This is a genomic window from Haloferax massiliensis, assembly GCF_001368915.1.
Lineage (GTDB): Archaea > Halobacteriota > Halobacteria > Halobacteriales > Haloferacaceae > Haloferax > Haloferax massiliensis.
In genome coordinates this window covers 70,681-94,726 of sequence record NZ_CSTE01000004.1, presented here as the reverse complement: position 1 = coordinate 94,726, position 24,046 = coordinate 70,681, and the positions used below count along the sequence as shown (strand labels likewise).

Annotated in this window: 16 protein-coding genes and 5 pseudogenes; 12 read left to right on the top strand and 9 right to left on the bottom strand. The window is 58.4% G+C overall.

Annotated features, from left to right (window positions below; all coding sequences use genetic code 11):
• Positions 1-76: 76 nt before the first annotated feature.
• Positions 77-853: an IclR family transcriptional regulator gene (locus tag BN996_RS15685; protein WP_089780645.1), complete on the bottom strand. Its 777-nt coding sequence runs from the start codon at positions 851-853 to the stop codon at positions 77-79.
• Between the two features lie 1,412 nt (positions 854-2,265).
• Positions 2,266-2,712: a universal stress protein gene (locus tag BN996_RS15680; protein ID WP_042662607.1), complete on the bottom strand. Its 447-nt coding sequence runs from the start codon at positions 2,710-2,712 to the stop codon at positions 2,266-2,268.
• Between the two features lie 153 nt (positions 2,713-2,865).
• Between BN996_RS15680 and BN996_RS15675 the strand changes: the two genes are divergently transcribed.
• On the top strand, positions 2,866-4,260 hold the full coding sequence (locus tag BN996_RS15675) for a GntP family permease (protein WP_089780644.1): 1,395 nt from the start codon (positions 2,866-2,868) through the stop codon (positions 4,258-4,260).
• A gap of 210 nt (positions 4,261-4,470) precedes the next feature.
• On the opposite strand, the gene BN996_RS15670 is transcribed toward BN996_RS15675, so the two are convergent.
• Entirely contained in the window at positions 4,471-5,898 is a 1,428-nt protein-coding gene (locus BN996_RS15670; protein WP_042663131.1) for a family 43 glycosylhydrolase, read from the bottom strand.
• A gap of 425 nt (positions 5,899-6,323) precedes the next feature.
• Between BN996_RS15670 and BN996_RS15665 the strand changes: the two genes are divergently transcribed.
• The 3 genes and pseudogenes from BN996_RS15665 (at position 6,324) to BN996_RS15655 (ending at position 10,521) form a co-directional block, all read left to right on the top strand.
• Positions 6,324-7,877 carry a family 43 glycosylhydrolase gene (locus tag BN996_RS15665; protein WP_226908771.1) on the top strand — a complete coding sequence of 518 codons (1,554 nt, stop codon included), beginning with the start codon at positions 6,324-6,326 and terminating at the stop codon, positions 7,875-7,877.
• Positions 7,878-8,291: 414 nt separating this feature from the next.
• Positions 8,292-8,716 (top strand): annotated as a pseudogene (locus tag BN996_RS15660) (DDE-type integrase/transposase/recombinase); the annotation flags it as partial.
• Positions 8,717-9,315: 599 nt separating this feature from the next.
• Positions 9,316-10,521 (top strand): threonine synthase, encoded by a 1,206-nt coding sequence (locus BN996_RS15655; RefSeq protein WP_394326174.1) that lies wholly within the window; start codon positions 9,316-9,318, stop codon positions 10,519-10,521.
• Positions 10,522-10,554: 33 nt separating this feature from the next.
• On the opposite strand, the pseudogene BN996_RS15650 reads toward BN996_RS15655, so the two are convergent.
• Together BN996_RS15650 and BN996_RS15645 are read right to left on the bottom strand one after the other, a co-directional pair.
• Positions 10,555-11,477: pseudogene (locus BN996_RS15650) on the bottom strand (glycosyltransferase).
• Between the two features lie 125 nt (positions 11,478-11,602).
• Positions 11,603-12,367, bottom strand: a complete 765-nt coding sequence (locus tag BN996_RS15645) for an SDR family NAD(P)-dependent oxidoreductase (RefSeq protein ID WP_089780642.1) — start codon at positions 12,365-12,367, stop codon at positions 11,603-11,605.
• Positions 12,368-12,631: 264 nt separating this feature from the next.
• On the opposite strand from BN996_RS15645, the gene BN996_RS15640 reads away from it, so the two are divergent.
• A complete protein-coding gene (locus BN996_RS15640) occupies positions 12,632-13,294 on the top strand; it encodes a helix-turn-helix domain-containing protein (protein WP_089780639.1) in 663 nt (220 codons plus the stop codon).
• A gap of 712 nt (positions 13,295-14,006) precedes the next feature.
• On the opposite strand, the pseudogene BN996_RS20555 reads toward BN996_RS15640, so the two are convergent.
• A pseudogene (locus BN996_RS20555) lies at positions 14,007-14,335 on the bottom strand (transposase); the annotation flags it as partial.
• Positions 14,336-14,617: 282 nt separating this feature from the next.
• On the opposite strand from BN996_RS20555, the gene BN996_RS20225 reads away from it, so the two are divergent.
• Complete coding sequence (locus BN996_RS20225; protein ID WP_167344153.1) at positions 14,618-15,070, top strand: DUF8054 domain-containing protein; 453 nt, start codon at positions 14,618-14,620, stop codon at positions 15,068-15,070.
• 122 nt (positions 15,071-15,192) lie between these two features.
• Here the strand turns inward: BN996_RS20225 and BN996_RS15625 are convergent, their stop codons facing one another.
• On the bottom strand, positions 15,193-15,567 hold the full coding sequence (locus BN996_RS15625) for a hypothetical protein (protein WP_089780778.1): 375 nt from the start codon (positions 15,565-15,567) through the stop codon (positions 15,193-15,195).
• 118 nt (positions 15,568-15,685) lie between these two features.
• A pseudogene (locus BN996_RS15620) lies at positions 15,686-16,366 on the bottom strand (IS6 family transposase).
• A gap of 1,277 nt (positions 16,367-17,643) precedes the next feature.
• Here BN996_RS15620 and BN996_RS15615 point away from each other — a divergent pair.
• The 5 genes and pseudogenes from BN996_RS15615 to BN996_RS20550 all read left to right on the top strand — a co-directional run.
• On the top strand, positions 17,644-18,300 hold the full coding sequence (locus BN996_RS15615) for an HD domain-containing protein (RefSeq protein WP_042663163.1): 657 nt from the start codon (positions 17,644-17,646) through the stop codon (positions 18,298-18,300).
• 66 nt (positions 18,301-18,366) lie between these two features.
• Positions 18,367-18,792 carry a nitronate monooxygenase family protein gene (locus BN996_RS15610; protein WP_226908770.1) on the top strand — a complete coding sequence of 142 codons (426 nt, stop codon included), beginning with the start codon at positions 18,367-18,369 and terminating at the stop codon, positions 18,790-18,792.
• Between the two features lie 296 nt (positions 18,793-19,088).
• The gene (locus BN996_RS15605; RefSeq protein ID WP_089780637.1) at positions 19,089-21,950 is read left to right on the top strand and encodes a bacterio-opsin activator domain-containing protein; all 2,862 of its coding nucleotides are present in this window, start codon (positions 19,089-19,091) and stop codon (positions 21,948-21,950) included.
• A gap of 126 nt (positions 21,951-22,076) precedes the next feature.
• The gene (locus tag BN996_RS19820) at positions 22,077-22,220 is read left to right on the top strand and encodes a rubrerythrin-like domain-containing protein (RefSeq protein ID WP_128081438.1); all 144 of its coding nucleotides are present in this window, start codon (positions 22,077-22,079) and stop codon (positions 22,218-22,220) included.
• Positions 22,217-22,537: pseudogene (locus BN996_RS20550) on the top strand (Glu/Leu/Phe/Val dehydrogenase dimerization domain-containing protein); the annotation flags it as partial. The gene BN996_RS19820 and the pseudogene BN996_RS20550, both read left to right, overlap by 4 nt.
• Before the next feature lie 10 nt (positions 22,538-22,547).
• On the opposite strand, the gene BN996_RS15595 reads toward BN996_RS20550, so the two are convergent.
• Positions 22,548-22,826: a hypothetical protein gene (locus tag BN996_RS15595; RefSeq protein ID WP_226908769.1), complete on the bottom strand. Its 279-nt coding sequence runs from the start codon at positions 22,824-22,826 to the stop codon at positions 22,548-22,550.
• Between the two features lie 136 nt (positions 22,827-22,962).
• On the opposite strand from BN996_RS15595, the gene BN996_RS15590 reads away from it, so the two are divergent.
• Complete coding sequence (locus tag BN996_RS15590) at positions 22,963-24,009, top strand: PAS domain-containing sensor histidine kinase (protein WP_089780634.1); 1,047 nt, start codon at positions 22,963-22,965, stop codon at positions 24,007-24,009.
• Positions 24,010-24,046 lie beyond the last annotated feature (37 nt).

Genomic DNA, 24,046 nt, shown 5'->3' with positions numbered 1-24,046 from the left:
AAATGTTCTCCTCAGACAGCGAACCAGAGATGCCCCGAAACATTTTGTCACACGAAACGGGTTCGGTTCCGAGCGGTTAGTACGTTCCCTCGGTCCGCGTGATGTTGAGGCTGATAACGTTTGCCGCGCTTTTGACGGCTTCTGCGAGCGTTTCGCGGTAGTACTCCCCGGTGAATTTCATCGCCGGCCCGGAGACGCTGATTGCGCCGAGCGCGCGGTCGTCCTTGTCGAGAATCGGAGAGGCGACGCACCGAAGCCCCTTCTCGTACTCCTCAAGGTCCAACGCGAGTTGGCGTTCGCGAACTGTTTCGAGGCTTTCTTCGAGTTCCGCGCGGTCCGTGATGGTGTTTTGGGTGTATCTCGTCAGGCCGTGGACGTCCTCGAATTCGTCTAACACCGACTCCGGCGAAAAGGCGAGTATCGCCTTTCCGGTCGCGGAGCAGTGGAGGTCGTGGTACTCGCCGGCGGCTGTCGAAAACCGCACTTCTTGCTCGCTCTGAGTTCGGTAGAGATAGACGCCACGGGCGTGTTCTACGGTCGATAAGTTGGTCAGCTCTCCTGTTTCGTTGGCGACTTTGTCCGCTTCCGGGCGACCGAACGAGAACAGCGGCCCGCGGTTTCGTGCGACCTCCCCCAGTTTGAGGAACCGTAGCCCCAGGTAGTACCGGTCTCCGTCTTTAACGATGAATCCCTGCTGACGGAGCGTACTGAGGTGATTGTGGACCGTGCTTTTCGTGATTCCCGTCTCGTCGGCGATGTCTTGGATGCGCCCTCCGCCCAGCTCGTCCAGTCCGTTGAGGATTTCGAGCAATGTCAAATCGGAGTTGATGGGATTCTTGGCTTTGTGTGTCATATGCTAGCGTCAGTTTCGTGGGGACTTTACTGTTTCGCATCACGAAATATGACGCATCGTGTTCTGAGACACCAGTTCAAACCACGCTTGGGCGCGGTTGTGTTCGTCCTCAGACGAGCAATCTAACCGGAGACCGGTTCGGGGCTTTTGTGGATCACCCCGTCTGCCAACCGCGGCCGTTTCATATCACGAAACGCGAGGTCGCTATCCACTCTCGACACCTCCGATGAGCGCTGTCGAGCCGAAGTCGCGTGACGAGTTACTGCCGCGGTGGATAGTCGCGCGGCCACCCGCAGTAGCCGAGACACAGATTACATTAGTACTGGTGTAATCTTCTGACCGCTATTTATCTCGCGACACGTCCTGAACTGGCCAGATAACATGGCACGAGACGTTCACGGGTCGTTGCGTGATTCCTGGTGTCGGCTCGTTCGGACGAGTTTGCCGTCAACCCGGCCGCTGCGTACCATTATCTGCACTCGATCAGTGCGATTCTCACTAGCGCACCGAAATTCGCGGACATGTCCGAAATGTATCACTGTCTAGTTAAGTCAGTTTGAGAAGCGAGCAGGTCGTTGAGTTTGCTTGGGACAACGCTCGCAGACCCACTCAGCGAGTGCTTTGCAGCGGATTTAGAAGAGACTTGGGAGCGTGAGCGGACGGCGACGCGACGAGACGCGCAGCGTCTCGTTTGCCCACCAGAAATCAAAGATTTCTGGGGACGTCCCAAACCCGCAGAGCGAGTTTGTGGGCTCGAAAGACGCCTGTCGGTCAGTTTCTCGGTGGGTGTACGCGTTCTGGGGGGTCACAACACGCCGACTCGCGGTATCTCGACTGTTCTTCCTCTCAGAACGACCATCCGCGGTTCGATACGAGTACGGCACCCCACAGAGCGGGGCTCTGCTCCCACCCGTGACCCTTCGTCCGAGGCCACGAGTTAGCGCGTGGCCGAAACCGGTCTCTGTAGCGCCTTATTCGCGACTCCACTATCTCTGAGATGAATCACCAAGCGAGTTCGCCGTTCGTGGGGGGCGCGCCGATAGGTGCGGTCGGAGAACCCGATGTATTCTGTCTTCCCGCGCGTATTGGAACTCTCGACGCAGCGCTCTCATCAGCGCCTAAAATATCGATATTCGGATGAAATCAGTCCAGTAAATTACATACATAATTATGTAAGGCTTACCTGTGTGCGGCCGATGAAAATTCTCAGATAGCAAACGAGGTGTTGGCAACCGACGCCGCTAGTCGAGGGGTCGCTTTCAATTTCGCGTGAGTCGGCTAGAGGTGGTCTCGAAGGAGAACAGAATCGACGGTGACCCGTGTGCTCACGTGTACTTCACCAACCGAACAGTCCGTGGTTGAGTTCTCTCGCCGGGCAAGCGATACTTACTGACGACTCCGGGAGACGAGGTTCACCGAGTAGTGACGGTGACGAATCCGTCGAACTCAAGGATGACTCGCTGCGTGGTGTCACCGAAGATAGCCTTACCCGCCGGCGACCGTTGACGTCCGGAGAGGAAGATATGGTCGCACTCGTTTTCGACTGCCGTATCGAGTACTTCGGCGGCCTTGTCGCCGAGGGACCCGACCGCCCGGTACTCCACCTCGAAATCAGCGAGCACTTCGCGTCCGAGGTCGCGAGCGAACTTCGTCGCCCCCTCTCGCGCGTCGTCGTGTGTGTAACTCCTCGAAGCGCTCAGGAGCGTCTCCATCGTCCCGCGTCGAGCTTTGTACTCGTCTTCCGTCGTCACGTGGATGAGGACCATTTCGGCATCCATCTGTTCGGCCACCGAACCGGCCTCGCGGACGACCTTCTTCGAGGTCTCCGATGGGTCTACGACGGCTAGGACTCGTTCCATACCTCCTACACGTGGGTCTTCTTTGAAGAAACCACGGGCAGCGACTTCGCGGATTGCCTCAGGGAACAATATATTTCCCCGAACAGTACACATAATCAAGCAGTGACACATAGTAACAATTATTAACTAACATGATTGATCGGAAGACGGATCATGACGGTGGAGTTCGTCCATAGTCCGCTACTTACGTTCGTAGTCGGGCTCATACTAGTTGTACTGTTCCTCGTCGTGTGGGACCTCCCCGCGTTCGTGGGGTTAGGACTCGCCGCGTTCTCCGTCGGCATCGTCAACTCGGTGTTCGTCTCGGACTTCGCGCTCGTCGATGCGGCGACGAGAACGGCAGCGGCGTTCGGAAACGGGATGGAAGGTATCGGCATTCCGATCCTCATGGCGGCAATCATCGGCAAGTCGATGCTCGAAAGTGGGTCCGCTCAACGTATCGTGCGGACGTTCCAATCGCTCGTCGGGAGGGAGAACTCGGAATTTGCGCTGTGGGGGAGCAGCACGGTCCTCTCGATTCCGGTGTTCTTCGACAGCGTCCTGTTCCTTTTGGCTCCGCTCGCACGCTCGATGCGTGCACGCCGCGGAAAGAACTACGCGTTGTACCTCATCGCCGTGGGCGCCGGCGGCTCTGCGGCGCACGTGTTCATTCCACCGACTCCGGGACCGCTGGCAGTCGCTAGTCAAGTGCACGCCGACCTCGCCATGACGATGGCTGTCGGCGTGGCCGTCGCGATTCCCTCGGCGACGATGTCCGGGCTCGTCTTCGGCCATTGGGCCAACGCTCGGATGGAGATTCCGCTGCGAGACTCGATGGGGACGACGACCGAAGAACTCGAAGAACGGGCACAGCAGAGCAGTAGCTCGCTTCCGGGGACGTTCGAGGCCGCGCTCCCGATAATCCTCGCGGTCGTGTTAGTGAGCTCGCTTACGATTCTCAACACGCTCGAACCGCTCTATCCGTCTCTCGCGGTCGTCAGACCAGGAATCGCATTCGTCGGAGACAAGAACGTCGCCATGACGCTTGCTGGGCTTACAGCGGCGCTCACGTACCTTCGCTGGTCTGACCTCTCGCGTTCGCTGTGGGAAGACGAGCTTACTGAGGCACTCAAGAGCGGTGGGAACATCGCTGCAATCACCGCGATGGGTGGCGCGTTCGGTGCGCTGCTCGCTGCGTCGGGAATCGGTCCGTACATCGCCGATAGCCTCCGCGGGATTGGCATCGGACTGCTGGTGACCGCGTGGCTTATCGCCGCTATCGTCCGCATCGCACAGGGGTCGGCAACGGCCGCGATGCTGACGACCGCGGGTATCATGGCACCGCTGACGAGCCAGCTCAACGTACACACCGCATACCTCGTTATGGCAATCGGCTCGGGCGGCATCATCTGTTCGTGGTACAACGACTCCGGTTTCTGGCTGATGAAGGAAATCGGCGGTCTGACGCAGATGGAGACGTTGAAAACGTGGACGGCGCTGACGACGATTATCTCGGTCACGGGAATCGCTTCGGTGCTCGTCTTCTCGACTATCGTTCCGCTCGCGTGAATTTCGGCCGTCGAAACCGAGCGTCAAACGGAAGTGATGCACGCACCGAGACCACAACCGCGTAATCTCTGGGTGTCTTTTTCCTCCGTCGCTCGGCAGTGAGCCGCTGTGGACCCCGGAGATGCACGGCGTCGGCGCGTCGTTCGTCACCAGCCACCTGCTGTACGTCGCCGGCGGCGACGCCGTGCTGTAGGTCCGGTCGCTCGCTCGTCAGACCGAGGTGAACGTCCACCGCTGGTGTGAACCGCCGTTGTCGCTCCACTGCTGGACGTTGTCGCCGTCGGCGGTGCCCGCGTTCGCCACCTCGGCGAGCAGCCCGCTGTTCGCGTTGACGAGGCGGTACTCACCGCCGCCCGCGTCTTCGATAGTCCAGGCCTGAGTCGGGTGGGTGGTGTTGCTGTACTGCTGAATGTTGTCACCCTCTGCCGTGCCGGCGCTCGCGACCTCCAGCCAGAGGCCGCTGTTGACGTTCGTGATCGCGTAGGTGCCGTCGCCGTTCGCCGTGACGTCCCAGTCTTGACACGCGCTCCCGGTGTCGGCGTACTGGCGCACGTTGTCGCCGTCGGCCGTTCCGGCGTTGGCTACTTCGAGCAGTTTGCCGCTGTTGACGTTCGTGATCGCGTAGGTGCCGTCCGAAATGGGACCGCTTTCACAGCCCGAGGGCTCGCCGGGCACGGGGGCCTCGCTGCTCGGCACGCCGTTGCAGGCGATGACCGGCCAGTCGTTGTTGTCCCACTCGATGCGGTCTTGCATCATGTAGCGCGTCTCGTCGTCGGCGGTCGCCTCCACGTGGTAGAAACACCACCAGTCGCCGTCGGGGCCCCGGAAGACGTCGTTGTGGCCCGGGCCGGTGAACTCGCTGTTGCCCTCCAGAATCGGGACGCCCTGGTGGGTCTCCGTGAGGTCCCGCAGGTCCGTGCCGTTCTGGTTGTAGTACGGTCCCGTGAACGACGTCGCGCGGCCGCATTCGAGGCGGTAGGTGCTGTCGTACCCCTCACAGCACTGCCCCGAGGAGTAAAAGAGGTACCAGTACCCGTTGTCTTGGAGCATCACCGGCCCCTCGATCATCTGACCCGCCATCTGGAACTCGGTGCCGGGGACGATATCGTCCATCGCGCCGTTCATCTGGACGGCGTAGATGCCTTCGTAACTGCCCCAAACTAGCCAGGGTTGCCCGTCGACGATTACCGTGTCCGCGTCGATGCAGTTCGTCAGGTCGAGGTCGCCGCTCTCGATGACCGGTCCCTGGTCGGTGAAGGGACCGTCGGGTGTGTCCGAGGTGGCCAGGCCGATTCCGGCGTTGTCGCTCCCCCAGACCGACAGCGAGTAGTAGAGGTGGTACTGGCCGTCGTGGTATCGGATATCCGGTGCCCAGCAGCCCGGGTCCGATTCCGTGGGGTGCCAGCCCGGCGTCTCCGTGAGCGCCGGCGCGATGTACGACCAGTTGTACATGTCCGTCGACTCCGCGATGGGGATGATGTCTTGGGGCGTCTCCGTTCCGTAGGCGTAGTAGGTCCCGTTGTCCTCGATGATCGACACGTCGCCGAAACCGATCGGCCCGACCGGGTTGTGGTAGTGCGTGGAACTCTCGTCCGCACTGACGGTCCCGCTCAGTCCGAGGCCGCCGACGGTCGCCACCGCACCCGCCCCGAGCGATTTGAGTACTGTCCGTCTATCGATATTGTTGCTGCCATGACGTTTAGTCATGTCTTCTAGCATACAGATGGCGGGTATATAATGCTTGTTGGTAACATTTGTGACGGCTCGGTCAGCGCCGCGGTGAGAAGACCGAACGGCAGGCTGAACAGCAACCGAACAACAGACCGAACTGCAGTTGAGAGAAGCAGCGAACGGTATCGAGTTGAACAGCCGGGGATACCGACGCGACTGTTTGCTCTGCGACGTTCGGGCCGACTCCAGAATCCGGTTCGGCTCTCAGTGCCGGGTTTGCAACGGTTCCCCTGTCGTTACGGCTGAGAAAACGAGAACCGAAGCCAGAAGAGATGAGCCAGACAACAACAGCAAAAAACATTATGTATGTGTGCCTATATTTTGGCAGTTGCATGCCAGAAGATGACAGTGGCGTGAACAGGCGGAACGTCTTGAAAAGCATCGGTATCGGCGCTCTCGGCTCGACTCTTGCAGTTGCGGGGAGCGGGTCAGTCTCCGCGACGACGGACGATTCGACACACTACCACAACGCGCTGTACGGCCCTCACTTCCCCGACCCCACGATTCATCGGGCGGGAGACGGAACCTGGTGGTCCTACGGAACGAACATGAATCGGAACAGCGACTCCGACGAGTTGCTCGTCCCGATTCTGCGCTCTGACAACCTCCACGAGTGGACCTACGTCGGGGAAGCCTTCGACTCCCGTCCGGGCTGGACGTACGGCTCCATCTGGGCACCGGACATCCACTACTACGACGGAGAGTGGGTGATGTTCTACTCGCTTTCGCCCCGCCCGTGGGAGAGCGGTGAGTTCGGTATCGGCCTCGCGAAGTCCGACACGCCGGACGGCCCCTTCACTGACTACGGCCAGATTATCGGCGACAACGACCACGCCAGCGGCGGGTCCATCGACGGGTACTTCGTCGACTACAACGGCACGCCGTATCTGTTCTGGGGGAGTTTCCAGGGAATCTATCTGGTGGAGCTCACCTCGGACCTCCAGGACTGGAAGCCGGGGACGCTCCAACAGGTCGCCGGTGACGCCTACGAGGGGTCGACGGTCTTCTACCGCAACGGCTACTGGTACCTGTTTGTCGCAACCGGGACCTGCTGTAACGGCTACAGCAGCACCTACGAGGTGGAAGTCGGGCGCTCGACGAACTTCTTCGGGCCGTACACCGACGTGTCCGGAACGGACATGATGAACTACAACAGCGACAACGCCGGCATCGCGCAACTCACCTCGAACGGTCGGTTCGTCGCGCCCGCCCACGGAGACATCACCACGGACGACAACGGGCAGGATTGGTTCGTGTATCACGCCTACGACCGTACTGGTCCGGAGTACGTAGACGGCGTTCCGGCCCGGCAGTTCTTCATCGACCGCGTCGAGTGGACAGACGACGACTGGCCCGTCATCGCCGGCGATAAGACGCCCAGTCTCCAGTCGGTCGAACCGAACACCAACGACAGCGGCATCCTCGCCGACGGCATCTACGAGATCCAGAACGTCAACAGCGGGAAAGTGATGGAGGTCGCAGATGCCAGCACGAGCGACGGGGCGAACGTTCGGCAGTGGACCGCGAACGACTGCACCTGCCAGCGATGGTGGGTCGAGTACATCGGTGGCGGCGAGTACCGCATCGTCAACGAGAACAGCAACCGCGCACTCGACGTGCCGGACGGGACGACCACGGACGGCGCGAGTCTCCAGCAGTGGCCGTGGTTCACCGGTGCCGCCCAGAAGTGGAACATCATCGACAACGGTGATGGGACCTACCGCATCGAAAACGTCGCGACTGGTGATGTAGCCGAGGTGTACAACGCCGGGACCGCTGACGGAGACGACGTGGTCCAGTGGCCGTGGAACGGCGGGGACCAGCAGCGATGGAACTTCAACTTCATCGGCGGCGTCCAACCCCTCTGGGACGGTCGCCCGTGGTGATCGGCAAGACAACACCGCAACGGCGCTAAGCCAGCACGCAGCTTCTGACCCCGTTGCAACGACAGTCGCTGGGCATGGCTCGCGGTTCGGCGTCTCGTCGTTGCAGCGACGCACCTTTTTCGAACGTGGAATCCGCCCCGCACTCTACTACTGGCGCTCGGGCGCGTCTGCTTTAATACGCCACGGGCAGTGGTTCAGCAACTTGGGATTGCTATCTTAGTGATAGGCGTCGATGTTGTGGTTTGGGCAAGAAATATTCTATCGTTGATACTCGATGCGAGGAACTGAAACCCCCTACACTTAGTGCGGAGACGCTGGCTATGACGACCGACTTGTAAGTTCAGCACGGCCTCTAAAAACTGTCACAGATTGGTACTTCGACGGGGTCGGTAGGTCTGAAGTTCACGAATCCATCCCGAGGCAGCGCCGAAGCGGGTTGCGGTCGACGAAACCGCTGTCAAAATCAGTGACGAATGGTCTTGGTTGTACGCTGCAATAGACATCGAGACAAAGCTGATTCTTGACGTCGAGTTGTTTGGACGACATGGTACTGATCCGGCTGCTGCGCTTCTCCATCGACTCTCGGAGAAACACGATCTCTCAGACGCGGTGATTCTCGTTGATAGCTACGGATATCTGCTGTTCTCTCTCAATTAGGGTGATCGGTCGACCTGACTACATCGAGCGAAATCTCATCGAAAGTGGTTTCACACCCTCAAGATGCGAGCCGACCGCTTCCATAATTCGTGGGTTGGTAGCCATGGTGTCGCCCGCAACTATTTCATATGGTTTGTACAATATACAACATTCAAAGACCTTGCCGAGCTCTCGGTGGATAAATACTCGTAGATGAGACCACTAAATAGGTATTCGACTCCGTTGAAATTCTCCAACGTTGATATTAGAAGAGCTATTCTTCCAACCTGATTTCGTCGATTCGGTTAGAAACGGGCTTCTCAGCAACTCGACAGACGCGAAGTGGGTTTCAACAGAGCCAGGTATTCTTAAATTCGAGATCTGTCACTAGGTGACTGTCTAGAGTCACACTCTCGGTATCATTTTTGAATATCCACACAGTGGAGTGTTCACTCCAAGATTCCAAGTTGGAGTGGTCGCACCATTGATGATTAATGCTGGCGTCGAGGGCGCATGCACTTTAGCCCGGCACGCGGTCGAGTGGCGGAGAAACGAGACCGCGACAGTCCGAGATGGTCGGTCGCGAGCGAAGCGAGACGCGACCGCAGAGAGCGTCTCGATGCGAACGGCGAGCAGCGCGAACCGTGAGCAAGCGGAGGGCGGCGAGCGGTGCGAGCCGTATCGTCCCACACCAGCCACCAGATGGCGTGCGTTGATTCCGCAACGAGCTCCAGGCGAGATAAGGGGTCGGGGTTCGAAACCGCAAGCGAACGCATATGTTTCCGGCCGCCGCAGCATCACTATGTCTCTCTCGTTGAGCTGTTATCGTTGCGGGGAGCGCTACGACGACGGCACCCGGGTCAGGTGTGACTGCGGGGAGCCGCTCTGGGTCGATACGGAGCCGACGGCATTCTCGTGGGGCGACTGTCGAGACCGGGGTGGGATGTGGCGGTACGAAGCGCTGTTGCCGGTCGATCGCCCCGAGGGCGTCGCGCGGGCCGCAGGCGGCACACCCCTCGTCAGGAGCCCCGGACTCGACGACGCCGCGGGCGCTCGGGTGTTCGTCAAAGACGAGGGCGAGAATCCAACTGGTGCGTACAAGGACCGCGGGAGCGCGGTGGCCGTTCCTCACACGGTCGCGACCGGCGACGACGTCGTTGGCACGGTCTCGTACGGGAACATGGCGATCAGCACCGCTGCCCACGCGGCGAGCCTCGATCGGGAGTGCGTCGTGTTCGTCCCGGAGCGGACCTCGTCAGTGCGGCTGGAGCTCATCGCTCAGTACGAGCCGACTATCGTACAGGTCGCCGGCGACTACGGGAAGCTGTACGGGGACGCGCTCGACCTGTCCGAGCACCTCCCGATCGACGTGCTCGTGAGCGATGCACCCACCCGCATCAGCGGGTACAAAACGGCACTGTTCGAGATCTACGAGTCGCTCTCCCCGGCGGCGCCCGACGTGATCGCGCTCCCTGTGAGTTCCGGCGGATTCGCCTCGGGGGTCTGGCTCGGAATCCGGGACCTCGAGCGCGCGGGACTGATCGCGGAGCCGCCGCGCCTGTGTCTCGTCCAGACTGCGACCGCCGACCCGCTAACGCGGGCGTTCGAGGCCGGAGAGACGGATCCGACACCGCTGTCGCCCGACGAGACCGGCGACACGATCGCTCACTCGATCGGTAACCCGGACCCGCCGAGCGGCGCCCGCGCACTCGCCGCGGTTCGCGACACTAACGGCGCCGTTGTCTCCGTTACCGACGACGAGATACGGACCGCTCAGCGCCGGTTCGCCGTCGACGCCGGCTTCTGCGTCGAGCCGGCGTCCGCGACGACGCTAGCCGGCGTGTCGCGCCTCGCGGATCGAGGCGATATCGCCGCTGATGAGTCCGTTGTTCTCGTGCCGACTGGGACGGGGTTCAAGGAGATGGGAACCGGCGAGGCGGAGGTCACGACCGAGACGGTCCGTAGGGATGCCCTTCGGGATCAACTCGAATCGTTGCTCGCCCCGTAGCGCTTGTGGTTCGGCGCGAGAGAGATAGTTCACTTAACGTTGATTCTTGACAACAGTTACATCGAACTTGCCACGCCAGCGGTATCGCCGACCACCCCAGACGAACGTCCGACGGATGAGCGCATAGAAAAGAAGGGGCACGAACACGAACACCGCCGGGTAGGCGAGTACGGCCGTCCACCGACGGACGCCTAACACTTCGTTGATGGCGAGGTGGAGCACCGTCAGGACTGCCGCTGTAGGGAGCGGGGCTATGATTGCACCAGTCAGGACGACCAGCGAGATTGCCAACGTCCCGGCGATGGCACTGGGAAAGTGCCACCGGAGAATTTGTGTCCATCGGACCGGGCGCTCAATCGCCTCACGGACGGTCCCTCCGATGGGAACCATGCGCGTTCGACTGACCGTCGTCACCTCAAGGTATTCCATGAGGAGACCGTCGTCGCTGACGGTCCGCCGAAGCTCATCGAGGAACGCGACCCCGTCGATGTCGTTCCGGTTGAATATTACTGCGCCGCCCCAGATCTGGTTGCCGAGGTAGAGACCTAACGAGCCAGCAGAGGCGTACAGTGGTTCGAGCAGCACCGACAAGGGGTCCCGTCCTATGAAGTACGGCACTTCCGAGGTCGGCCCGTGGGATTCGTAGTCTGCGTTGAGGGTCGCCAGCCAGTCTGGGGGGTGATGATAGTCGTCGTCCGTCCAGACGAGGCGGTCATGGCGCGCCGCCCCCATCCCGGCAGCGATGGCATTGGCTTTCCCGGAACAGCCCGTCGGCTTACCGGCAGTGATGAATCGGACTTTCTCGTGGTGGGCGCCTGATCGGCGACGGGGTCGTTCGGGCAATCGTGAATAATCAACAACTCGTCGCCATCGTTAAGTTGGGCGGCCAGCTCAGCGCATGTGTCGGTCCACCGCGTGGTCGGGAGGAGAACGCTCGTCGGCGGTCGGTCGGACATGTCGTTATTCTTCCTCACCGATGGCGATGAATCCGCTGCCGGCCATCCATGGACGCTTATGGGGCACAACGTCTGGGGCCCGTCGGCCGCACGCCCGCAGGCGATTGCCATCGAGCCACGCGTCGTCACTCCGAATTGCCGACGATTCCAGCCGTCATTCGCCGCCAGATCGACGGGAACCAGCGGGTGAGCGCCAACCCGACTCGCGTCGTCAGGTCGGGTGTGATTACCGGTCGGGTTGAGTGAATCTTATCCGCCAGTTTGCGGCCGACTTCCTCGGGTTCGACCGTCATCCACTCGGGATAGTCGATGTCGGCGGTCATCCCTGTATTCGTGGACGGCGGAATCATCAACGTACAGGTGACGCCCGTGCCACGGAGTTCGAGCCGGAGCGAGCGGACGAACGCCTTGACGGCACCCTTGGTCGCGGAGTACCCGGACAGGCCGGGGTGTCCGGTATCGGCTGTCCCCGAGCACATGTTGTGAATAAGACCGGACCCCTGCGCTCGCATGTGCGGGAGGACCGCCCGGATCAGACGCTGATAGCCGAAGAAGTTGACCTCGAACTCACGACGCGTCTCAGCCATCGGCTGTGACTCGAAAAACCCGGCTCGAGCGACACCCGCATTGTTGACCACGACGTCGATCCGACCCCACCTCTCCACGATGTCGTTCACCGCCGTGGTCACGTCGTCGGCGTCGGTGACGTCGCACTCGTAGTATCGAACCCGAGCGGTTACGTCGTCTCGGGCGTCAAGCACGTTGTCCCCGGCCACGTCGAGTGCAGCGATCAGACGGTCTTCCTCGGCAAGCGCCGTCAGCAAGTGATAGCCGATCCCTTCGTTCGCACCGGTGAGAACGATAACCTCTTCGTCGGTGGGTATTGTCATACACGGACCCAACAGATTTCTCGTCTGCAACGGTTTACACGCCTCAGCGCAGGGCCATCACAGTGGTTGTGGAACCGAGTCCGACGAGCACCGAGGACGTTCGCTCGCTCGGTCATTTCGCCGGGAACTGAGTCTACCGTCTCTCTCATCGCGTCTCCGAATTCCATCGGGTAGATCTCTTCACCCGGAGATGGTGAGCGTGCTGCCGGCGATCCACGGACGCTTATGAACACTGGTTTTATGGGCGGCGACCCATCGTGACGCATGCGCTATGTCACTCTCGTGGCTTACCCCGACGAGGACGGGATCAACCGGCTCGACCGGCGAGTCATGAATCTTGACCTTGAGTACCGCGCTATCCACCGCATGGAACTCCTCGACGACGATACCGTCGCCATGTTCGCCGAGGGGCGCGGCGACGTGGAGGGACTCCGTCGGGTGCTCTCGGAGTCGTCTAAGGTCATCGAGTTTACGATATCCGGTGACGACGGTGGTTTTTTCTCGTACACACGCTACGCGGCCGACGACCTGACAAGGACACTCATGGAGGGCCGACGTGAATCATCGTCCCTCATCGAGATGCCGGTCGAGTACACCGACGACGGCGGCCTTAGAGCGACCTACATCGGAACAGAAGCGGCCTTCGCCGACGTACTTACCGAACAGCCCGAGGGTGTCAGGATCGAAATCGAACGCACAGGACGATACACACCCGGCCCACGCCACGTCGTCTCCCGCCTGACCGAGCGACAGCGCGAGGTACTCCGGGTGGCGATCGACCTCGGCTACTACCGGGAACCCCGCGAAGCGACTCACCACGAGATCGCGGCGGCGACCGGACTCGCCGGGACGACCGTCGGCGAGCACCTCCGGAAGATCGAGGCGACGGTGTTCTCGTCGCTACACGTCGGCACCAGCGATCGCTGAAGCCGCCGATGTTTCGGGCAGCTACGTTGGTGCGAATTAACCACAACCGTGGTTTCTCGCCCGAATCGAACCGCTCCGGTTCCAAGCGCCGTCTCCCCGCGACGGACTCTGCTGGGGACGCGCTCACACTGGGACTCAAAGGCGTCTTTGACTCTCCGCGGACTCTATATTTCCGTCCGCGTCAGTCACACGTACTTATAAATTCGCTCCTGCCCTCAAATCGCCAACCGAGTCAATATCTGACCGCGATGTCGATCCGAAACTCGTGGACTTTGAGGATGCGGACGCCGACGAGATTCTATCGGTCGTCTCACAGACGACTGTTGTTCCACGAAATCAGCTTTTAAGCACGACTGGTCTACTATTCGGAGCTGTTGCTATCGTGTTTGCACTCGTGGAATTCAAAAATGTGCTCTGAATCCACTCATCTACAACGATGAATTCGCAGTAGTCACTTAACAGCGGTTCCGGGAGTCGAGACAGAGAATACAGGGGCACACAGCGATTCCATCCTCCGAGGTTGTGCCGCTCCACAGTTTCTGAGGATAGGGGATTTTATTGTTTCTATACGCCGGACTAGTCACGGATACGGGAAGGAAGAGCTAGAATACCTGTCAATTACAGTTATCACCCTGTGATTCACAAAAATAATCTGAAATATTCCACCCAGAGATGGTGCCACCGCCCATGAGAGGCAAGCCGATGTGTTCGTTCAGTTAATCAAGTGGAAGTACGCCAAAGAGACCAACTCGACGCATTCTCCTGCGGTTATCGCGGGCGCGTGTCTATTTCACCACTGACACCGGTCCTCAACAGAAAATCGGTGAGCCGCCAGATATTGTGCGGTAGCACCACGACTTCGAAGTAGAATAATCGCATGCGGTGATCTTTCGAGGAGGTCTTCGACAAGAAGTCGTAGTTGATGCTCTTGTACTCGTTCTCAATCTGCCAGTGACGGCTGTAGCGGCCGCGGAACGTCTCAGATTTCTTGGGAGTGACCGAGGAGTTCATCGCAAAGACCGCTGTTCGCTCTCCTTTTGTTTAGAATGAGCCAACCTCGGTTAACTAGTACTCCGATGGTTCGGAAAAGACCCGGAGCCAGAGTTAGCGACTGGTATTGGAGGCGGCAACACGGCGCCGCAGCCACCGTCAGAAAACCAGTCGCAGTCAACCACTCAAACCACGTCATCGGTCACCGATGAGTCGACAAGTAGTGCAGATCGCACAGTTGAGTCAAAATCCGATTCTCCGGAAGAGGAACTTGAGACCTTCTTTTTGCGGCATAATATCCTTGAACCCTGTACGGACGCGGATGACCTCTGTTTGACCGATGAGTTCGAGGCAGATTGGACTGCGGCGACCGACCCACTACTCGACTCGGACATCACGGGAGAACTGGTCGCAGAGACTTTCGGGATGGAGGCAGATACGCACGAGGCGTTCGAACTCATCGAGCAAGACGAGGCGCAGATTCTTCAGTCCGACTCTGAATGGGTTGGCCAGTGGCCATCCCGTGCAGCCCTTATCGCAGATATTGCAGCCAGCCGTGTCCTTCAATCGTGGGTCCCGGGATGGAACAGTTTCGACGCAGAAGAACGAGGACCGATTCTCAACAGTTTGCGGATGTTCCTCGAAACGTGCCCGACGACCGGTGGCGACATCCAACTCGGCGAGGAAGTCGTCGAGTCGCGCTGTAGTTCTCACAGGGTCATCGCGGTCAGTTGTGAGGAGTCTGGCGAACGGCTTTTCGAACACCCACTTCCAGATTCTGAATAGCATATAGACATATAGGGCATTCTGGTGAAAACCTGTAAACCGTGCACAGTACTAATTTCCTATGATTCGGATCAAAACGAATACCGCATTGATAGAAGCGGGTATGGGAATACTCTCGATGGTCAGGGACCACTGCCGTAGAGCACTATTAGCAACGTCAGGAAGAAAAACGTGGATGCCAGTAAGATAGAAAAGCTAATCCAGCGAGTATTGGACGGGTTTGAGGAAACTGCGTATCCGGCGATGATCGGAAACGAAAAGTGGAGAAGGAAATCAATGAGCGCGAAGTCTTTTGAGACCCCGTCCGGATGAATGACCGAGAAGGTAATAGCGATAGATAATATTGCGAACGAAAAACTAATCATCGTGAATTTTGACTTTATCCCTCGGGCGGCGGCAACAAGCCCGGAATACAGAAAGTATGAGAGAAACCTGAGTCCAAGTATGATTGCTACGGACAGCGGGTTGGTATATTGACTAGTAAACCAGTCAATCATAATCGTGAAATGTGACTGCAATGCTATATTTTTTCTCATTTGTCATCTTCACGATTTGTCGTATAACCTTGTATAGCATAGTGGAAGAATAATGAATATTCAGCTCTGTTGGCACTGTCTAGTTAGTGACCTCCCCAACCGGTGTTCGCCCATCGAGCGCTTGATGCGGTCTCTGAAAATTGTAGTATTGCACAAATTCTATGAATCACTCGCGGACGCTTCCGTGACTGCCCACCCACGAATTATGGAAGCGGTCGACTCGCATTTTGAGGGTGTGAAACCACTTTTCGATGAGGTTTCGCTCTACATAGTCAAGCCGACCGCTCAATCCTAATCGAGAGAGGGCAGTCTGATAGCCGTAGCTATCAACGAGAAACACAGCATCTGAGAGATCGTGTTTCTCCGAGAGTCGATGGAGAAACGCAGCAGCCGGATCGGTACCATGTCGTCCAAACAATTCGACGTCAAGAATCAGCTTTGTCTCGATGTCTATTGCAGCGTACAACCAAGACCACTCGCCATTGATTTTGACAGCGGTCTCGTCGACCGCAACCCGCTTCGGCGTTGCCTCAGGCGGGTTGTGACCGCTGTCAGCCAGTCGATATACTCACTGCCAAACAGCTTGATGAGACCGTTCAACGCCGAGATATCGAAGAATCTGTTTTGTTTCTCTGAGCGAATATCCGGTCGCGTGGAGCTGGACAGCGAACGCCCTAACGGGCGTCGCTGTCCGCTCACGCTCCCAAGTTTCTTCTAAATCCGTCGCAAAGCACTCGCTGAGCAGGTCTGCGAGCTTCATCCCAAACACACTCAACGACCTGCTCGTTCCTCAAACTGGCTTAACTAGACAGTGCCAGTTGAAATCAAGTATCAAAAAGAATACAACTGAGAAATAAAATGATTCGATATGTCCCCTGCTGGTCCCCTACTACTCAGCCTTGGAACCCTACTTCAGATGGCTGTATTAGTCGCCGCAGTTATCTGGGTAATATCTGATGCACGGGGTCACGGCAGTTCTCACCCCTTTGCTTGGAGTATTGCACCACTCACAGGCATTGTGCTCCTATACTACATAATCTGGTGGCGTCCCCGACACGATCGAACTCGTCCTCGGTCTCGCCGGGAGAATTACGCTGGAGCTATCGCTCTCAGCGGACTTGGAGGACTTACCATGAGTACGATTGCATTTCCCGCAGACCCAGTGACCCAAATGATCGTGTGGCCAGCAGCATTCTTGTGTTGTATCCCGCTTGCATACTGGTTGACAAAACGTACCCTACAGGAGACATGACCCCTACAAAAGTTTCATAGCTGATCGTGTATACTCGCACTCAACGCCTTCTGAGTGCCGCGAGAAAGCCGTCGAACCATTTACAAACCGCATCGGCCCTATTCTCAGTACGACCTCAACAAACGATCAGCAGCAGATCATCTCAACAGAGTCGGTATCTCTTATTAAGTATCTCAGATATCGCAACGAAGGCATCTTCAATTGTTGCGCGATTCACATTAAACGTGGAGATAGACGCGACGATCTCGAGGGCATGGAGGACCGTTATCTGAACACCTGAGTCTCGACAGGCCATGTAGCCGCTTCCGATCATCGAACTCGGCCAATCGTCATGCCGCCAACTGTTTGTGCCCGTCTGAGTAGTTCTTGTGTACACTACTCACATTTCTAAATGAGAGAAACAACTCTGAGGTGACGCCGGCTTGTTCCCGTACTTGTGTGGGTGTGACCTCAGCTACAGGTTCTCCACCGGCGAGAAGGCCGATCCGGTCACACACCCGTTCGGCTCAGACCGACGGCACGGCCCGTGCGGTTCCAGTGGGACGACCACCAATGGTATCCCGTCGGGGTACGGTGGCTCACGACGAATAGCGCACAGACCTGCAAGATGCCGCCGTGGTGTCGCCGTGACACCAGCGAGCGGACGCTCCGAATTTCTGGAGTGGATGTCGATCCACTGGTCGCTCGCTGTTCGAACAGATAAGAACCCGGTTAGCCCTGAACCAGCTGTTCGGATAGACGTGTCGTCCATAATGGATAAGCGACCTGCGGTGACTTTTGAGAATATGCCCTCCGAACTAGGTCCACTTGCCCGAGAATTATCGCGCGCATATTACGAGGCCGCCTTCCCCGCACACGATATTTTCCATGCCAAGCGCGTACACGATGTCTCACAACAGCTCGCGGACAAGCACCCCGAAAGTGTTGATAGAGACGTACTCGCAGCAGCTGCGTGGTTTCACGATATCGGACGGCCACTCGAACGTGTCGGAGAGATCGATGACCACGACAGATGGGCAGCTAACGAAACCACAAACTTGCTTGAAGCTGAAGGCGTGAGGGCTGACCAGATTTCAGCCATCGAACACTGCCTCCGAGCACACAGCATCCGAGCAAGCTCTCCTGACCCAGAAACGATCGAAGCAAAGCTTCTCTTCGATGCTGATAAGCTCGATGCGACCGGTGCAGTCGGACTCATTCGACTCGCCTGTATCGTCGGCGAACGCTCGGGGCGTACTGGCGATCAGTATGCCGTTATCGATGACGCATCCACGTTCAGTACAGAATACGCCGACTTACCGGATATCGAACTCGTACGTGAATGGGCACGCGAGCGACTTGACGCGTTATATACTGAACAAGGCCGACGCCTTGGAGCGTCCCGGTGGGATTTTATGAAGGGCTTTTTCGAACAGTTCGCCCTCGAAACCACGAGGGCGTAGAACAGTAAAGGAGCTGTATTCAGCATCAGAGCCAAGAACCAATACGCGACTTATTCCAGATTTGTGATGCCCCGACTGAAGACATCTCTTATCGATGCGCTCGGCCTTGATGTTCCCACTGTTCAAGCACCGATCGGAAGGGTGATTGATGCGGAAGAGACTGACACAGTTCACTCGACACTGTTCGACGAAGGATGGCCAGCCGTGCCGCACCGGGTACTCGAAAACGAGACTGTCGCAGAATGGAAGGCGGCAGAACAACCTGCGATGGACCGACCGGGAGAGGGAGACGTTGTCGCGGAAACAGATGATGGGAATCCGGTACGGCGGTATGAGGATTCACTTGCAGTCCCCGATATGAGCGGAGATGTAGGGGAATTACCGCTCTATGCGGGTCAGAGTGTCGGGTTAACCCAAGAACTGCAACCAGCAGACGAGCTAGTGACGGCTCTCGCTGAGGAAACAGCCGAGGCGCTGGTGGGGGGTAACTGATAGATACACCCGCCGCCGATTCAGCACCGATTCGGCTCAACTTCAGAGGGATTTCACAACCTTGGTCCTCGCGCTGGAGATCAACCTGAACTGAGAGAATCGTTCCAGAGAGCGTCTTAGCATATTACGTACCGCCCCCATACCCATTGGGGTTACATAACGAACCATTTTGTACTCTCCCAGTTTGATAGTTAATTAGCTATGTGCGAGCGTTCCGACCTAGGCCCGAAGCGGGACGGGGAGCGAGTCCGAATTGGCACCGAGATGACTGTGTACTGTAGCCTTATGGACAAATAATGGTCACTTCCTTTCCTATCACCGATTCGTCGACTGTGTTACTCGTCGGTACTGACGACTGGCTCACGCGTTTCGCCGCGACGCTTGAGTCTCGGACTGACGCAACGGTACGGACAGTTGGCACCAAGGTAGAAGCGCTTGAAATGGTCCGAGAGCGGACCACTGACTGTCTCATCAGCGAGTACGTACTCGAAGAGGCAACCGGACTCGAACTTCTCAGAGACATCCGGACTGAAACCAGAACGCTTCCAGTATTACTCTGTACCGCCGCAGGGAGCGAAACCCTCGCTAGTGAGGCAATAAAAGCCGGTGTCACCGATTACGTCGCACTCACAGACCCGATAGAACAGACGGCAGATGACCTCATCGAACGAACTGAACGCGCCATCCGAACTGTACAGCGGTCGGCCACGAAACAGGAACGGGCCAGACAGTTCGACGCGATGTTCAACGATTCGCGGACCGCGACGTGGGTACTTGATCTGGATGGTTCACTCGCCCGCGTGAACGAAACGGCACGAGAGATGGTCGAAGCAGACGTTGAAACGATTGTTGGAGAACCCTTCTGGACGCTTCCGTGGTGGGCGGCCCCCGATTCAACGAACGCGGATGTACAACAAATCGTGGAGAACGGACTCGGTGGGAAACTCGGCAATGCCGTCGTCACACAGCCACCACACGTCGAGGATCCACGCGTCATCGATCTCTCCGTACACCCAGTCGAGAACGAGTGTGGTGACATCGTCTCGATCGTCGTCGAGGGCGTCGACATCACTGCGCGTGTCGATCTCGAACGCGACCTCCGTCAATCGGAGGAGCTCCATCGTGTCACGCTCAACAATATGACCGATACGGTTCTCATCACGAACGAAGACGGCGAGTACACCTACGTCTGTCCCAACGTCCACTTTATTTTCGGCTATACGGCCGAAGAAATCCACGAGCAAAGGACGATCGACGATCTCCTCGGTGCGGATCTCTTCGACCGTAAGGAGCTCGCAGAGGACGGAGTTCTCAAGAACATCGAGACGACTGCGACAGACAAGGCGGGTCGCGAGCACACCCTCCTCGTCAATGTTCGTGAAGTCTCGATTCAGGACGGGACGCTCCTGTTTAGCTGTCGGGATATCACGAAACGCAAGCAACGCGAGGAGGCGCTCGCAACCCTCCAAGAGACCGCCCGTGATTTCCTGTACGCCGAAACGCACCAAGAGATTGCCCAGCATGTCGTCGACGGCACACCCGGCGTTCTCGATCTGGATGCGAGTGCGGTCTATCTCTTCGATGCCGATGCCAATGAACTCCAACCCGCGGCCCGCTCGGCGACGATGAAAGAGCTCAACGGTCCGCTCCCCATCGTTCACGCCGACGGCGAAACGCTACCGAGTTATAGTTTCGTCGAGGATGAAGCGCTGTTCTTCGACGACGTTCACGGGGCAGACCGGCTCGAAAACCGGGCGACTGACCTTCGCAGTACAGCCTACATTCCACTCGGCAACCACGGCGTGTTCGTCGCTGGCTCGGACCGAGTCGGCGTTTTCGACGACGTAGCCCGGGAACTGGCAGACCTTCTCGCTGCAACCGCTGAGGCGGCCCTGGACCGCGTCACACGGGAGTCCAGACTTCGAAAGCAAGATCGCACACTTCAGGAGCAAAACGAACAGCTCACCGCGCTGAATCGCATCAACGAGACCATTCGAGAGATCGATCAAGCGCTCGTGCAAGCCGAGACGAGAGAGGAAATCGATCATACGGTCTGCGAGCGGTTGACCGGTGAGGACCGGTTCTGGTTCGCCTGGATCGGCACGATTGACCGGATAACCGACACCGTCGAGCCACGGGCCTGGGCAGGCAACGAACAGGGGTATCTGGATAGCCAATCATTCGCCATCGGCGAGCCAGGTGCAGAGCCAGCCGGCCAAACCGCGGCCACTGGCGACGTGACGATGGTGACAAACGTCGCTGCCAGGCTCCGTGAGGATCCGTGGCGGAAGGCCGCACTCGCTCGTGACTACCTTTCCGTATTGAGTATCCCTCTCGTCTACAATGACCTCACATACGGGGTGTTGACTGTCTACGCACCGCGTCAAGGCGCGTTCGACGACACGACGAAAGCTGTCCTTGCTGAACTCGGCGAGACCATTGCGTCTGCGCTCAGTGCTATCGAACGAAAGAATGCACTGCTCACGACGTCGATGACGCGTGTCGAGTTCGATATCGATGATTCGTCATTCATCCTCTCAAGGCTCGCTCAAGATTCAGAGTGTACACTCTCGTATCAGGGTGGCGTCCAGCAATCCACAGAGGGAAGCTACGTGTTTGTGACTGTCGACGACGGAGCGGTAACTGCCGTTGCCGACGCTGCCTCGAAGTTGGTCGGGGTTGATGAGGTCCAACAGATTAGTGTGGATGGTGAGGAGGGTGTGCTACGGCTTCGGCTCACACAGCCGTTTCTTGCCCTGGAACTGGCCGATCATGGTGCCGTCTTCCGCGAGGCGACTGCCGACCAGACGTCCACGACCCTCATCATCGACATCCCGGATGGTATCGACGTCCGGACGATCACACAACTCGTCCGGGACACGTTCTCCACTGTCGAACTCCGTTCGAAGCAGGCTCTGGATCAGTCCTTGGAACGCGACTTGTACTCGAAGTTCCTTGAGAAGCTGACTTCGCGGCAACTCGAAGTCATTCAGACGGCATACTACAGCGGATTCTTCGAGTCACCACGCGAGAACACGGGCGAGGATGTTGCGGAGACACTCGGAATCTCCCCGCCGGCGTTTTATAAACATTCCCGGACCGTCCAGCGCAAACTGTTCGAAACGCTCTTCGAGGAGAACAACGTCTCAATTCCGTGACTTAGGGGTTGAATAACTAACCATGGCTTTTAGAGGTAGTTGGGTAATTAACAACCAGATATTCCCTTATACACCTATTACTCCCAGACAGAGTACCGATTCCCAGCAGGTACTCGTGAACTCACAATGAGAGATGTCGACACTGAATCAGACGAAGAAGCGCCCTACGAGTGCTTCGAGTGCGGAAAGATCATCATCGCGGAGGATAGCCCGGGCCAGTGTCCCGACTGTAGCGGCCCGATACGAAACCGACGAATGCCGCTCGAATGACTATAACATCGAAATCCGACACGGTCCACGACGAGTCGGGAGATTAGACTGAATCGGAATCGGCACTCGAAACCGCCCGCCGCCAGCGGCATCATGCTGCCAACCATCTCGATATTAACCCGCACATCGTCGAACGGCTCAGCTATCCTAAGAAGGTCCACGAGGTGGCAATCCCCATCGAGCGACTGGACGGCCGAAGTGTTCACGGGCTACCGCGCTCAGCGCGACAGTGTTAGAGGTCCGTATAAAGATGGGCTTCGGTATCACCCCGCGTGACCAGCGACGAGTGTGTCGGCCTCGGCACGTGGATGGCCTGGTAATGCGCCGTTATCGGGCCAACAGAGACATCTCCGCCCCGGATACGGGAGCCGTCGGTTCGAGGATATCGACGCGCGTGGAAATGAGCGAAGAAGGGCCTTCCACTTCGACGCGCGTGGAAATGAGCGAAGAAGGGCCTTCCACTTCGACGCGCGTTCCGCCGGGATAGATATCTTCGGGACGAATTCCGACGGTTACCTCGCCATCCACGTCGACAGCCCCGATAGACGCCGGATCGAACGCGAGCGAGAAGTTCGCCGTCGAAAGCGAGTCTTCTGTGACCGTCACCTCGGCGAATTTTATCGAGTGAGCCGATGAGGCCCGCGACGAACAGGTTCGCCGGCTCGTTGTGACTTTGACGCCGGTTACTCCGCCGTCTACTCCGGGACCGGGACTTATTCGACTCGGCCCGAAACAGCACCGCATGAGTAACAGCTCGCTCGGCCGCCGGCGCGATTTCCGGGACCTGTTCGACCAGCTTGACGGAGTCGCGCTTTGGACGGTGTCCACCCCCGGCGAGTTCGACTACATCAGTGCCGGCTTCGAAGCCATCTGGGGGATTCCCCCCGATGACGTCGTGGATGACGTCACGCGGTTGCTCGACGGCATCCATCCAGAAGACCGCGACCGGGTGCGACGGAACATCGAGGCCTCGGCCCAAGGGACACACGACGAGGCGTACGAGGGTCGTGTCGTCCGACCAGACGGGTCGGTTCGCTGGGTGCTGACGCGACAGGTGCTCCTCCGCGATGACGATGGCGACGTCTCGGAGGTCGTCGGTATCTGTACGGACATCACGGAGCAGAAACGCCGGGAGCGAGAACTCGAACTGCTGAACCGAATCGTCCGCCACGACATCCGCAACGATATGGGAATCGTACTCGGCTGGGCCGAGATGCTCGAAGACCACGTCGATGCCGGCGGGAGCCAGTACCTCCAGAAAATCCTCGACAGCGGTGAGCACGTCGTCGAACTCACCGAGGTCGCGCGCGACTACGTGGATACGATCGCATCGAACGACAGTCTCACCGTCGAGTCGGTCCCGCTTCGCTCGGTCCTCGAAACCGAGCTATCACTTCGCGAGGAGTCTTTCCCGGAGGCGGCGTTCGTAGTCGAGGGAACGCTCCCCGACGTCGAGGTCGCCGGGAATAGCATGCTCAGTTCCGTGTTTCGGAACCTCCTGAACAACGCCGTCCAACACAACGACAAGGACGCGCCTCGCGTCGAGGTCTCGTGTACGGCCCGAGCGGACGACGTCGAGATTCGAATCGCAGACAACGGGCCGGGAATCCCCGACGACAAGAAAGACGTCGCGTTCGGGAAAGGAGAGCGAGGCCTCGGGAGCCCCGGGACGGGCCTCGGGCTCTACCTCGTCGACACTCTGGTCACGCAGTACGGCGGGTCGGTCCGGGCCGAAGACAACGAACCGACGGGGGCCGTCTTCGTCGTCAAACTCCCGCGCGCCGACTGACTCGACTGCGGTTTCTGTGGTACAGTACGACATCGCC